General features: G+C 42.9%; 10 protein-coding genes. All 10 read left to right on the top strand.

Annotation, left to right across the window (positions count from 1 at the left end; translation table 11 throughout):
• Positions 1–166 precede the first annotated feature (166 nt).
• The 10 genes from fabZ (at position 167) to metK (ending at position 13,973) form a co-directional block, all read left to right on the top strand.
• A complete protein-coding gene (gene fabZ, locus BK127_RS21220; RefSeq protein WP_076233520.1) occupies positions 167–604 on the top strand; it encodes a 3-hydroxyacyl-ACP dehydratase FabZ in 438 nt (145 codons plus the stop codon).
• An 11-nt stretch (positions 605–615) separates the two neighbouring features.
• Positions 616–2,319, top strand: coding sequence for a phospho-sugar mutase (locus tag BK127_RS21215; protein ID WP_076233519.1), 1,704 nt, complete (start codon positions 616–618; stop codon positions 2,317–2,319).
• A complete protein-coding gene (locus BK127_RS21210) occupies positions 2,309–4,399 on the top strand; it encodes a DUF5693 family protein (protein WP_305954316.1) in 2,091 nt (696 codons plus the stop codon). Before BK127_RS21215 ends, BK127_RS21210 begins: the two co-directional genes overlap by 11 nt.
• The gene (csaB, locus tag BK127_RS21205; RefSeq protein WP_076233517.1) at positions 4,369–5,508 is read left to right on the top strand and encodes a polysaccharide pyruvyl transferase CsaB; all 1,140 of its coding nucleotides are present in this window, start codon (positions 4,369–4,371) and stop codon (positions 5,506–5,508) included. The genes BK127_RS21210 and csaB overlap by 31 nt, the downstream gene beginning before the upstream one ends.
• A gap of 47 nt (positions 5,509–5,555) precedes the next feature.
• Complete coding sequence (locus BK127_RS21200; RefSeq protein WP_083689461.1) at positions 5,556–6,254, top strand: WecB/TagA/CpsF family glycosyltransferase; 699 nt, start codon at positions 5,556–5,558, stop codon at positions 6,252–6,254.
• Between the two features lie 123 nt (positions 6,255–6,377).
• Complete coding sequence (locus BK127_RS21195; protein ID WP_076233515.1) at positions 6,378–7,478, top strand: glycosyltransferase family 4 protein; 1,101 nt, start codon at positions 6,378–6,380, stop codon at positions 7,476–7,478.
• Positions 7,479–7,952: 474 nt separating this feature from the next.
• Complete coding sequence (locus tag BK127_RS21190; protein WP_076233514.1) at positions 7,953–11,501, top strand: S-layer homology domain-containing protein; 3,549 nt, start codon at positions 7,953–7,955, stop codon at positions 11,499–11,501.
• Positions 11,502–11,598: 97 nt separating this feature from the next.
• Positions 11,599–12,210 (top strand): hypothetical protein, encoded by a 612-nt coding sequence (locus BK127_RS21185; RefSeq protein WP_076233513.1) that lies wholly within the window; start codon positions 11,599–11,601, stop codon positions 12,208–12,210.
• A gap of 82 nt (positions 12,211–12,292) precedes the next feature.
• The gene (locus BK127_RS21180) at positions 12,293–12,565 is read left to right on the top strand and encodes an alpha/beta-type small acid-soluble spore protein (RefSeq protein ID WP_076233512.1); all 273 of its coding nucleotides are present in this window, start codon (positions 12,293–12,295) and stop codon (positions 12,563–12,565) included.
• Between the two features lie 199 nt (positions 12,566–12,764).
• Positions 12,765–13,973 carry a methionine adenosyltransferase gene (gene metK, locus BK127_RS21175; RefSeq protein WP_076233511.1) on the top strand — a complete coding sequence of 403 codons (1,209 nt, stop codon included), beginning with the start codon at positions 12,765–12,767 and terminating at the stop codon, positions 13,971–13,973.
• Positions 13,974–14,098 lie beyond the last annotated feature (125 nt).

Below are 14,098 nucleotides of genomic sequence, written 5' to 3'. Positions count from 1 at the left end.
TCGTTTAAAAAGAGCTTATGTAAGGGTAAGCATAGTTCGAAAGCATGCAAACCGATACATAAGCTCCCTTATATCAACCTTCAATACTGCAGATCATGAAGGAATGCTGTTAGTGTAAGTTAAATCGGTACATTTTATACCACACCTTGGAGAGGAGTAATGAACTGTGTTAGATGTCGTACAAATTCAAGCGATTATACCCCATCGATATCCTTTTTTGTTAATAGACCGAATTTTAGAGGTAGAAGCAGGTGTCAGTGCCAAGGGGATCAAAAATGTAACGATCAATGAACCGTGGTTTGCGGGACATTTTCCATCATATCCGGTAATGCCGGGCGTGTTGATCGTTGAGGCGCTCGCTCAGGTTGGAACGGTTGCCATGCTGTCTTTGGAAGCCAACAAAGGAAAGCTTGGCTTTTTTGCGGGAATTGATGAGTTTCGCTTTCGCGGACAGGTCGTACCTGGAGATACTTTGACGCTTGAGGTTACCATTACACGATTAAAAGGCTCTATCGGCAAAGGTAAGGCTGTTGCCAAGGTAGGCGATAAGATCGTAGCTGAAGGTGGATTAATGTTTGCGTTATCGGATGCAGCCAAAGAATAGGAGATGAATTTATGACGGTACATAATCGAGTTCAAGAATTATATGAGCAATGGATAACAGATCCGGCAATTGATGAGAGTACAAAGGCAGAGCTTAACCAAATTAAAGAGCAGCCGAAGGAAATCGAGGACCGCTTCTATCGTGATCTTGAATTCGGTACGGGGGGGCTGCGTGGTGTTATCGGGGCAGGAACCAACCGGATAAATCGTTATACAGTCGGTCGGGCCACACAAGGACTGGCTGCCTTTGTCAACGCATTGGGAGCAGAGAATCCATCCGTGGTCATCGCCTACGACTCCCGCAATCAATCTCCGGAATTTGCACTGGAAGCTGCCAAAGTATTGGCTGGTAACGGCATTAAAGCCTATGTATTCGAATCGCTGCGGTCAACTCCGGAGCTCTCCTTCTCTGTAAGAGCTTTGCAGGCTTCTGCTGGTATTGTGATCACAGCAAGCCATAATCCACCTGAATACAATGGATACAAGGTGTATGGCTCCGATGGAGGGCAGCTCGTTCCCGATCAGGCGGAACAGGTCATTGCCGCTATCCAGCAGGTACAATCCTTCGCAGATGTGAAACGTGAGAAACGGACGACAGCTGAAGCCAAGGGTCTATTGGAGTGGATTGGTCAAGATATCGATGAGCAATATATCAAGGCCGTAACCGCCGTGAGCCTTAATTCAGATATCGTGAAGCGGAGTAGCAATCTGTTTAAAATCGTATTTACGCCGCTGCATGGTGCCGGAAATCTGGCCGTTCGAGCAGCCCTAAAAACCATAGGTTTTAGTCAAGTCGTGGTTGTAGCGGAGCAGGAGCTTCCAGATGCCAAATTTTCTACGGTGAAGTCTCCAAACCCGGAAGAAAAAGAAGCATTCACATTCGCTATTCGCAAGGCCAAGGAAATTGATGCAGATATTATTATTGGTACGGACCCCGACTGTGATCGGATGGGTGCGGTTGTAAAAGATGAAAAGGGTCAGTATTTTGTCCTGACGGGAAATCAATCGGGCGCGATTATGGTCGATTACCTGCTTAGCAGCCTGAAAAAGCGTGGCCAGCTTCCCGACAATGGTGTTGTCATCAAGACGATTGTGACGAGCGAAATGGGAGCGGCTGTAGCCAAGCATTACGGTGTCGAAACCATTAACACGTTAACCGGATTTAAATATATTGGTGAAAAAATGTCGCAGTTCGAAGCATCAGGCGAATCGACCTTTTTGTTTGGATATGAAGAGAGCTACGGATACCTCGCTGGTGATTATGCCCGAGATAAGGATGCAGTCATTGCCTCAATGCTGATCTGTGAAGCAGCTGCCTACTACAAAAGCAAGGGGAAAACGTTGTATGACGTTCTTCAGGAGCTTTATGTTCGACATGGCTATTTCCTTGAAAAGCTGGAGTCTCGCACCTTGAAAGGCAAAGATGGCGTTGAGCAAATTCAAGGCATCATGAACAACTGGCGTAATCAACCGCCTACGGAAGTGAATGGGCAAACCGTTACTAAAATCGAGGACTTTTCACAAGGGCTATATGGATTGCCAGTTGAAAATGTGCTGAAATATACATTGGCTGATGATTCGTGGTTTTGCTTGCGGCCATCAGGAACAGAACCGAAAATAAAAGTGTATTTTGCTGTCCGCGGTACAAGCGCAAAAGCAGCCACTGAAGCCATCCAGGGATTAGTTAGCTCCGTGATGAGCAGAGTTGACCAATAATACGGCAGGAGTGAATGTATTGATCGGGCGTTACTTACAATGGAATAAGAAAAGCATGAAGTGGTTATGGTGGCTGGTTATCCTCGGGATGCTGGCCTCCATTCCTGTTGCTTTTGAAAGGTCGCAAACAGAGGAAGGCTCGGGTCGTAAGGTTGAGTTTGTGTTTGATTATCGGGATTTGCTGGAGATAGCAGACCTGCAGACAGACCCGCGGCAATTTGTGAACACACAGCTGAAGGAATTGAAAAAAAGCGGTGTGCATTCAATGGCACTTTATGAAGCGACATTGAACGAATTGCGATTGAGCCGCCGTATCGAAATCTTCTCATCACACGAAGCGACTGCGCTTACGCAAAGTCCGATATCGCCTAACGAGAATTTCACCTATATTTTATTTGCTGAAAAAGAATCGCAGGACAAACTGGAAGCGTTGATTACCAAAGCATTTACGAGTCTGAATGCCAAAGTACGTCCGTGGACCTTCAAAAATCAAAATGGGCTTATTATAGAAATGAGTCGTGATGAAGCCGGACTGGTCACGATGGACCCGGATCCGATTGCATTGCAAACACTTAAGGAACAAGGCTTTCATATCGTTGTTCGCATGTCCAATCGCCGACCTTTCAATGCGGAGCAGATGGAAGTGCTGCTAGCTAATTTGCAAAAGTACGGTGTGACACGCTTCATTGTTGATGGAGAGACTGTGCCTGGTTATGTAAGTGACACTAATCTCAAAAATCTGGACACGATGGCCGAGCTTATGAAGAAATATCAAATTGGGCTGGCGAACATCGAGCTGCAAAAAACGCAGCAAAAGGGCTTTAATCGCTTGGCGAAAATGATTCAATATGATGTCGTCCGTCTTCACTCCTTTACTGAACGAGACGGTGAGAAGCTGACTGAAAACCTGACAGAAGCTGAATTAGCGGATAGAATTCAAGGGGTATCTGACAGATTCGTACTTGCGGTCAAGGATCGCAACATTCGTATGGTTTTTCTGAATGCACGTGCTGTTAAGAACCTTGATAAGGGCAAAATCCTGAATCCTCTTGATTCCCTTTACGAAAGCTTAACGGGTACGGATGGAGCTATCAAGCGTATCGAGGCAGCTGGTTATGTAATGGGACCTGCAGGGAAATTTATATTGGTGCATTCTAACTGGCAATCAGGAGCCAAGCTGCTGCTCTGGATCGGTGCTGTGGCCCTAATTGCACTGACGGTTTCTTATTTTGTTTCCGAACTTACGCTGCTCGTATTTTTACTTGGAATGGTGGGCTCTGCCGGATTATTTGTACTGTCATCCAGTTTATTCGCCCAAGGACTCGCTTTAGGAGCAGGCACATGTGCGCCGATCGTGGCTATGATTATGGCCGTAAGATCTGTTCGCAGCAAATATCAGTCACGCATGGGGTCACAGTTGGGATATGCGATTTGGCTGCTGCTGAAAACTTCGGCAATATCCGTCATTGGGATCTTTTTTATAGTGGGTCTGCTGAACCAGATTACGTATTCGCTTGTACTGGAGCAATTCCGGGGTGTTAGCCTGCTGCATTTGCTTCCAATAGTAGCGCTCGCTTTCTACTGGCTGCTATTCAATGATAGTCTTTCTCACAAGGATAAGCTCAATAAGGCTAAAAAGCTGCTTGCTTCTTATATCAGCGTCCTATGGATTATCGGGGCCGCGGCCATTGCTGCTGCCGGGTTCTATTATTTATCACGAACAGGTAACGAGGGACAGGCCTCAGCCTTTGAAAAGCTGTTCCGTTCCTTCCTGGAAAATACATTGGGCATTCGCCCGCGCACGAAGGAATTTTTAATTGCCCATCCTTTGTTTATTTTGGGTGCTTACCTGGCGGTCAAATATCGTAATGCGGTATTGCTGGTCTTGATTGGGGTCATTGGTCAGGCATCTATCGTAGATACCTTTGCCCATCTGCATACGCCGCTGCTTATTTCATCCGTCCGTATTGTGTACGGTCTAGCATTTGGTATATTGATTGGGATCGGTTATATCGCAGTTTGGGAAATTGTCATAAGGAGTTGGCGTCGTTGGACACCCTTGCTGCTAAAAAGATCGTAATATCAGGGTACTACGGCTTCGATAACAGTGGGGATGAAGCGGTATTGCAATCGATTTTGCTTGCTTTGGAGGAGCAGGGTCGCCAACAGGGTATTCGTTTTATTCCTGTGGTGTTGTCTGCCGATCCAGCCAAAACGAGTAAAACCTATGGTGTCGAATCCGTGCACCGGATGAGTCCGGGTGCGATGCTTCGAGCGATTCGCAGTGCCGATGGTTTAATTAGCGGAGGTGGCAGCCTGCTGCAGGATGCCACGGGAGCGAAGACGATTCCGTATTATTTGGGAGTTTTAAAGTTAGCACAGTGGCTTGGGAAGCCGACATTTATTTACTCGCAAGGTATTGGGCCCGTTTATCGCGGCATGTTCTTTGGGTGGATACGTTCTGTATTTAATCGCTGCCGTCTCGTATCCGTACGTGATACAGAATCGAAGCAGTTGCTGTTAAATATGAAGGTTTCAAGTGAAATTATCGTTGTGCCGGATCCGGTAATGGGGATGCCGCTTAGTGATGGAGAACAGGGCCAAATCGAACCTTTGCCAACGGATAAGCCAATCATAGGTATATCGGTTCGATATTGGAATCAGGATCGGTCAGAGTTAAAGGCGCTTGCAGAAGCTGTCTCCACGATTTTGAAGCAGACGGATGCGCATATTCGCTTTTTACCCTTTCACCTGCCTTCGGATGAAGAGGCATCCAACGTTATAAAGGCTCAGCTGGGCAGCAGGCATGATGATCGGATTTCGATTTCTCACGGAGCTGCACATCCCCAGCAGATGCTGGCCGAGGTAGGTCGCTGCGATTTGTTGATCGGCATGCGTCTGCATTCCTTGATATACGCTGCGTCACAGCAAGTGCCCATGTTGGGGATTTCCTACGATCCAAAGATTGATCAATTTTTAAATCGTTTGGATATGCAGGCAGTGGCACATACGACTTCGATTCATAATGAGACAGGTGCCAGCATAGCCGCTGAGGCTGTTAAGCTCTTGGAGCAGCGAACGAAGTGGCAGGCTGATAAGCAGCCGCTTATCGAACGTTTGAAAAATGAAGCACAAACTCCAGCGAAGCAAATCGCTTTATTTTTTAATAAAGGAAGGGATCATCATTGACTATACCTAAAGTATCGATATTCGGTGTTCCCTTCTCCAAATTAAGTATGAATGAGACCGTTAATTTGATTACACATATGATTGAATCCCGGGAACCCCATCAAATTATTACGGCCAATCCGATTATGGTCATGTCGGCTGTGGATAGTTCTACCTATATGCAGCTTCTTCAAGCGGCTGATTTGGTTGTGCCGGATGGAGCAGGCATCGTATGGGCTGCCAATTATGTGGGGAACCCCGTTGCTGAGCGGGTAACCGGTTTTGATTTACTTCATCGGATGATGCAGCTTGGAGAACCGAAAGGCTGGAAAGTATATTTGCTGGGGGCTTCTCCGGAAATGATAGAAGCAGCTGCCAGTAGTTTAAAACGACAATATCCTGCATTGCAGCTTGTTGGTTACCGTGATGGTTACTTTCAAGCAGATGAGGATGCTGCTGTTATTGCGAATATTCGGGAGCATGATCCGGACATCCTATTGATAGGTCGATCAGCCGATAAGCAGGAGCCGTGGATTGCACAATACAAACAGCAGCTGCGAGTTCCGGTTATTATGGGCGTAGGAGGAAGCTTCGATGTGCTGTCGGGTAAGCTGAAGCGTGCGCCGGTGATGTTTCAAAGGCTCCGTTTGGAGTGGTTTTATCGTCTTCTACAAGAGCCGTGGCGTTACAAAAGAATGCTTGTACTGCCGAAATTCGTAATGAAAGTGATCCGCGAAAAGAAAAATGTGCAAAACATGGGAAAATAGCGTAATTAAGACTGGAAATCAACAACTTTCATTTAAAATGAAGGTAGTAATATGCGCCCGGACGGAGTATAATTTAAATTGCTTTCTGGGCTTTTATAGATACAAAGGGGCTGTGTAAATAGAATGAACGTATTGTACGGAATTGGCTTTGTAGTGGCCTGCTTGATTGCCTTGCTGATGACGCCTTTGGTGAAGCGCTTTGCATTTTGGGTAGGGGCTGTGGATGCACCCAATCACCGGAAGGTACATAGTCGGATCATGCCTAGACTAGGTGGACTTGCTATTTTCATTGCATTTGTAGGAGCGTATTTCGTGGTTTCACCTGCGGTTCAATCCGATGTAGCATTGGGTCTGTTGGTAGGTGGAGCGATTGTCGTGCTGGTGGGAGCCTTGGATGACCGATTCGACCTTTCCCCAAGAATCAAGCTGCTTGGACAAATTATTGCAGCCTGTGTCGTTGTGTACTCAGGGGTCGTTATTGATTTGGTTAATGTGCCTTTTGGAGATACGATGATTTCCTTGACGTGGCTGTCTGTACCACTTACGATCTTCTGGATTGTTGGCGTAACGAATGCAATCAACTTAATTGATGGCTTAGATGGTTTATCAGCCGGTGTCTCTGGCATTGCGATAACTACGATTCTTGTGCTTGCTTTAATGATGGGGAATGTGACCGTAGTTCTACTCAGTGTCATTCTGCTTGGCAGTATTATTGGTTTCTTATTTTATAATTTTCATCCGGCCAAAATTTTTATGGGGGATTCGGGCGCACTGTTTTTGGGATTTGCGCTGGCCACTTTATCCATTCTAGGGTTTAAGCAATCGATCGTGCTATCTCTGCTAGTTCCTATTATGATACTTGGTGTTCCGATTTCGGATACGCTATTTGCGATATTAAGACGTTGGGTCAATAAGACACCAATCTCCAAGCCGGACAAAAGCCATCTTCACCATTGTCTGCTCCAATTGGGCTTTAGCCATCGGCTTACGGTTTTAATCATCTATGGAATTGCATCGATATTTGGTGCGTCAGCGGTTCTTCTATCTTATATGTCAGAGCAAGAAGTTATCTGGGGAATGGTTTTACTGATTGTCGTTTTGATTGCCATTCTCGTACTGGGTGCGGAAGCGATCGGAATCATCAGCCAAACGAAAAAGCCGGTTTTACGATCACTGCAAAAAATCAGAGTACTGTTAAGCGCACGTTCACGTATGACCAAATAAAATGAAAAATAAGCCTCGAACCCATTAGGTTCGGGGCTTTTGCTTGTGTAACAGTTCGGTCGAAATCAAGATATGTACATGGAAAATAATACGTGATGACGTAAGCGTATAGTTCGTTGTATACTAAGTTTCGTAAGAGAGGCAATACGAAATTGATAGACAACCTGATATACGATATCAGATGAAATGAGTTGATCAAAAAATAAAAAGTTTTTTTAGAACAGCGCAACTTTTTATACAACGCCGCGTTTAATACATTGAAACACAAAACAGCAGGTTGGTAAGCAAGAGGTTGGATATATTTTGCAACGCACCTCTTTACCTTACTAGGATTGCAGTGTATAATGTACAAGGGTGTACGATTGGCTATCTTTTCATTCTATTGTTTACTAGTTTCTGCAAACTTATACGTTGCAGACCTTAATAAATAAAAAATTCATTTCGCTCAACTCTGGGAAGGGGGTGAAACGGCTAATGAGTGCATCGAGCTATAATCCATCTAAACAGAACTCTAAAAAACCGAAAGATATTCGAGGAGGAGAACAAAAGGTTATGAAGAAAAGTTTATCTACGATTTTATCCCTTGCTATGGCATTCTCGATGTTTTCATCTGTAGCACTTGCTGCAGAAGCTGACGCTACTAAAACATCCGCTGATTTTACGGATCTTAAAGATCTGGACGCAGCTACAAAATTAAAATTTGATGCATTGATTTCCGCTGGTGTGTTTGACGGCGTAAAAGAAGGTACTTTTGGTCTTAAAGACGAAATGAACCGTGCTCAATTCGCTAAAGTAGCAGCTTTGATCTTTGGATTGAAAGTTGACACTACTTTGAAAACTTCATCTTTCACTGATGTTAAATCCGATGATCCAGCTAACGGCTACGCGCTTCCTTATATCGAAGCAGTTAAAGCAGCAGGCATCACTGATGGTTATGCACCTGGTCAATTCAACCCAGCTGGTAAAGTAACTAAAGAACAACTGGCAGCTTTCTTGCTTCGTGGTCTTAACAAAGACGCAGCAGCAAAAGCAACTCCAGGTGTTACTGACACTACTGTATCCGATTGGGCTAAAGGTTATGTAGCATTAGCTCTTCAATTGAAATTGCTGAGCAATGGTACTGACGGTAAATTTGGTGGTACTTCCAATGCAACTCGTGACTTGTTGGTTCTTAGCTCTTCAGAAGCTAAATCCCAATACAAAGGCGCGCCTTTCAATGGTAAATATGCTATCAACTCCTTCAAAGCAACTGACGCTGACAAATTGGCTATTCAATTGAATGGTGCTTTGACTGACGATGCTGCGAAAAACCTGAAGATTGAAATTAAAAATGGCAATGGTGCAGTTGTAACTAACTACACGACTAAATGGAGCGACGACAAAACAACTGCAACGTTGACTTTTGATACGAAGTTCCAAGATGGATCTTTTGTAGCTACAATCAGTGGTTTGACTAACATTGACGATACTGCAAAAACTCAAACAGTTGCAGTAACTAAAGAAAGAATTGCTAAGATTGAATTCTTGACAGCTGCAGAAACATTGCCAAGAACAGTTAACAAGTTGAAAATTGAGTTCAAAGCTACTAACCAATATGGTGCTAAATCCAGCTTGACTTACAACAACTTCTCTATCAACACAGGAAGTGATGTAACTGCTGTTGGTGTATCTGGTGAGCAAGCATTTACTCTTCAACAACGTTTGAAATCAAATTTAGCTCCAGGCGCTACACCTGAAAGTGCTCTGGAAAGAAATGACCGCGTTTCGGTTACTATTATCCATGAGGATTCAGGCGTAACTGCAAATAAAGTGTTTGCAATCGGTGAAGCTCAAAACGTAGCTAAAATCGAAGTTGGAGATTTGAAAAACAGCTCTAACGTAAAAATCGATTCCGTAGAAGCACAAAAAGACACTTACCTTGACATTAAAGCTATTGACCAATATGGTATCCAAGTTCAAGATTATGATACACTGAACAAAGGTGTAACATTCTATTCAACTGAAGGTAACGTTAAGAAAGTGGCTAAAGATGGTAGCAATGATGTATGGTTTACAACTTCAAGCGAAATCGGCGACGATGCAGCTGACCTGAAATTCCGTTATGACAAAAATGAAGCAAAAGATTCAGTTACTTTGAACATCATTGCTAATGGTTCCGGTCAAGCGGTAACTAAAACAGTTAAAGTAACAGCGTCTAAAACTCCAGCAACTGTAGAATTTGGTGCTTACAGCTATACTTTGGCTGAAGGCGATGATGTAACAAAAGTTAATAATGATACAGACCTTCAAAAGAAGTTCTTTGTACCAATTATCGTTAAAGACGCTAAAGGTGAAGTGTTGACTAAGCAAGAAATTGCTGATAAAGCATACAAATTCAATATCTATTCTACTGGCAGCATCAATCTTGCTTCTATTAATGTACCTGATGACAACGGTGGAACAAGATCAACGCCTATCGTACAAACTGGTGAGCATAAAGGTGAAATTGCAATTACTGGTGCTAACTCCAAAGGTAGTTCGAGTATCGTAGTTTCTCTGCAAGATGCGCCTACTGTGAGAGTGTCGCAAAATATTTCTGTTGGTGAAAAGCGTAAAGCTGATAAAATCGCTTTCTCCGCAGCTCCTAAGAAGTATCAAGTTAATGGAACTGATAATGAATTGAAATTGAAGATTTACGATCAGCATGGTGGAGAGTTAAAACTGAACGACAACACTTATAAAGTGAAGTTGGAGTTGCAAGCTAACACTACATTATCTGCTGGAACTCCTTACGGTTTGAGCTTGAGAAGTAACGATGTTGCTCTTGCAAATGGTGGTCCAGTATCTACAGGCGATGTAACTTCTAAGAAGAGATTTGATCTTACACCTGTAAATACAACTACAACAGTAACAAGAACTGTATATGCACAAGAGTATGTGAGTGGTGCTTATACACCTAGAGAGTATTTGCCTCTAGAAGATGTGTTTGACAAATCATTCAAATTCTTTACAAACACTGGCGTTACTGCACAACCTGCTTCTTATACATTTACAGCTAGATTGATGGATATGAGCGGAACTACTCCTAAAGAAATCAACACTGTAACAACTACTTTAGAGGTACTTGATACAAACGATAGCAAGAACAAATTGAAATACGAAGCTTACATTGACAAAGGTGTTAACAACACGATTCTTGCTGTTGAAGATTACCTGAACAATGGAATCAACGGTACAGTAACAAGATCAACTTATGCTAAGCTTACTAAAGAGCTTAAAGTAAGAGCGAAAACAAATAGTGGTGAAGATGTTGCAGTACCAAACACTATTCAATCTGTTACTAGTTCCAACCCAAGTGTTGTTGCCGCTGTTGGTGATACAGCTACATCAACTCCAAACAAATTTATTGTTGGTTTAGATGCAGGAACATCGAAATTGCAAGTAGTTTACAAAGATTCCAAGGGTGATGTTTATACTACACCACTTGATGTAACTACGAAGAATGAAGGTCCTGCTGTTGCAAGCATTGCTGTATCAAAATCAGGTAACAAAATTGCTAGCAGCCGTATTACTACCAACCTTGCAGCTGGTAAATTGTATGCATGGGATGATCAATTGTTTAAAAAGGTAACAATTAAAGACCAATTTGGTAATGAGATTGTTTCCGATCGTCATCCACTTACTCATAAAGATGATAACGGTACTGCATTAACAGATCAATTTGTTCAATCACACGCTAGTATTCTTGGTTTGACTTTCTATGCAACTGATATTAAGTCTAGCGCAACCTCTTATTTGGATAACACAGGTGCGACTGTCAATGTTCCTGCAAACGCAGCGGTATCCGTTGACGCTTCTAAAACTCAAGACGGTGTAGCAAAAACTTTTGGAACTATCGTTATTGGTTCCAATGGTCAAATTACAACACTTAGTGCGAATATAACTGAATTCACATTGAATGTTATTGCTCCAAGTGGAGTTACTGCATCAAGTGCGATTACTGTTGATCCCGCTAATGCAAATGTTGGCCCAATTTACAACTAATATTTAAACTAAAGAAGACCTTTCGGGGTCTTCTTTTTTTTTATGCTTTATTCAGATATACTTAAAATCATATTGTCTTATGATTAGGAGGAATTGAATGTTTAAACATACCTTAAAAGTTTCGGTAATGGCTGCAATGCTTTGGACAACTTCTATTGTAGTTACTAACGCTGATGGAGTTTCAACCAACCCTCAAGCAGGAACCATTGACGACCCCGTCATTACCAAGAGTTATTTTGAACAAAACATTAAATTAAAAGTTGCTGAGGAATTGAACAAGCAAACCATTACGGAAGAAAAAGTTAAACAAATTATTGCAAGTGAACTTTCATCATTCAAGCCAAATCCAGCTGATAGTGGTAAGACCACACCTACTCCCGTAGTGGACGTTCCCAGTCAGACGGGCAGTTCAAACTTATCGGTAATCAAGCTGGAACCAGGTCAATCCATCTACGGCGGAGCAGGAACAGAAATCATCGTTCGTATAGGTAAAGTAACTATTGTCAGCTCAGACGATAATGGGATCCCCGATGTAACCTCAGGTAAAGATATAGCAGCAGGAGCGGTTGTTGACTTAAATCATCTGCTTATAGTTCCTCGCGATGGACGAGGTATTAAATCAGACCCTAAACTTAAGCAAGATATTTATGTGATGATACGTGGTTCGTATTTGATTACTAATGCTGACGGCAGTAAAGTAACTACATAAATTTTGCCCTATATGACAATAGTTTATACGAGTGCTGATCCGTGTAATGGCCATACTACGATTATCACGGATCGGGAGGTGAATGACTGTGGCTAGTCGTAAGAAAATTGTGCCGGAAAGCCATCAAGCCCTTGATTTACTTAAATACGAAATTGCAGCTGAAATGGGATTGCCGGTAGGTAAATCTTTGGCTGACATGAATGTTGAATTTGCAACGGAACTAGGTGCAATATCATCAAGTTCAGTCAAGGAAGATTATTGGGGACACATCACATCCAGAGATGCTGGAGCTGTAGGCGGAGCGATTACAAGCAGGTTAATTAGAAAAGCCGAAGAAACGATGTTTAGTTTATAAAGACTTATATTAAGATTAATTAGAACTCATGCAATTTTATTGACAGTACCCTGCAAATCCAGTAACATAGCTAAAGAAGGTCATATTGAATGTAACCTTTTCCGATAGGAAAGGGTTGATTTTTTTGTCCAGGCTTCATCTCATCATAGGATTAAGAAGAAGCAATTTTCTACGAAAATTTTAAGGAGGTCGATAGTATATGTCATCAACACCACGCGGTCGACGCTTATTTACATCAGAATCAGTAACAGAAGGACATCCAGATAAAATTTGTGATCAAATTTCTGATGCTGTACTTGACGCATTTTTAGCTAACGACCCCAATGCTCGTGTTGCATGCGAAGTATCTGTTGCAACAGGCTTAGTGTTAGTTATTGGAGAAATCTCAAGTCAATCCGAATATGTAGATATTCAATCTATTGCTCGTCAAACGATCAAGGATATCGGTTACACTCGCGCTAAATTTGGTTTCGATTCCCAGACATGCGCTGTGTTGGTTTCTTTGAATGAACAATCTGCTGATATCGCACAAGGTGTTGACCGTGCTCTTGAAGCGCGTGAAGGTTTAATGTCCGATGATGAGATTGAAGCAATCGGAGCAGGAGACCAAGGAATGATGTTCGGATTCGCGGTGAATGAAACTCCTGAGTTAATGCCGCTTCCTATTTCTATTGCCCATCAACTTTCACGTAGATTAACAGAGGTTCGTAAAAATGGTACTTTGCCTTACTTACGTCCTGATGGTAAAACTCAAGTAACAGTTGAATACGATGGAGATACACCTGTACGTGTAGATGCTATTGTAGTATCCACCCAGCACAGTGAAGATACAACGTTGGAGCAAATCCAAGCAGATATTAAAGAACATGTCATCAAGCCGATCGTACCTGAGAAATTCCTTGATGCAGATACTAAATATTTCATTAACCCAACTGGCCGCTTTGTAATCGGTGGACCACAAGGGGATGCTGGTTTAACAGGACGTAAAATTATCGTAGATACATACGGTGGATATGCACGTCATGGCGGCGGAGCCTTCTCCGGTAAAGATCCGACAAAAGTAGACCGTTCAGGTGCTTATGCTGCACGGTATGTTGCCAAGAACATTGTAGCAGCAGGTTTGGCTGATAAATGCGAAGTTCAATTGGCTTATGCCATTGGTGTTGCGCGGCCGGTTTCGATTGCTGTTGATACATTCGGCACAGGAAAAGTTAGCGAAGAAAAGCTGGTTGAAGTGGTTCGTGCACATTTTGATCTGCGTCCAGCTGGTATTATTAAGCAGCTTGAACTTCGTCAGCCTATTTACAAGCAAACTGCAGCATACGGACATTTTGGTCGGACAGACGTCGATCTTCCTTGGGAGCGTACGGATAAGGCTGAGTTGTTAAAACGCGATGCACTTGCATAATATTATTTGAGACAAGCTCTGAATAAGCTGTAGAAGAAAAGGCAGGTGGGATGATTCCCATCTGTTTTTTGTTTGTCAAGGATCATCATTATTACATATTTGGACACCTTTATATATTTTACGAT

It is taken from the genome of Paenibacillus sp. FSL H7-0331 (assembly GCF_001956045.1).
Note: the sequence above shows the minus strand (reverse complement) of the source record. Positions and strands in the feature narration are given on the sequence as shown.

Bases quoted from the DNA above. Each gene is read 5' to 3' on its own strand.
- BK127_RS21185 (WP_076233513.1), top strand. From the start codon at position 11,599: ATGTTTAAACATACCTTAAAAGTTTCGGTAATGGCTGCAATGCTTTGG.
- BK127_RS21215 (WP_076233519.1), top strand. From the start codon at position 616: ATGACGGTACATAATCGAGTTCAAGAATTATATGAGCAATGGATAACA.
- BK127_RS21195 (WP_076233515.1), top strand. From the start codon at position 6,378: ATGAACGTATTGTACGGAATTGGCTTTGTAGTGGCCTGCTTGATTGCC.
- BK127_RS21200 (WP_083689461.1), top strand. From the start codon at position 5,556: ATGAATGAGACCGTTAATTTGATTACACATATGATTGAATCCCGGGAA.
- BK127_RS21180 (WP_076233512.1), top strand. From the start codon at position 12,293: ATGACTGTGGCTAGTCGTAAGAAAATTGTGCCGGAAAGCCATCAAGCC.
- metK (WP_076233511.1), top strand. From the start codon at position 12,765: ATGTCATCAACACCACGCGGTCGACGCTTATTTACATCAGAATCAGTA.
- BK127_RS21190 (WP_076233514.1), top strand. From the start codon at position 7,953: ATGAGTGCATCGAGCTATAATCCATCTAAACAGAACTCTAAAAAACCG.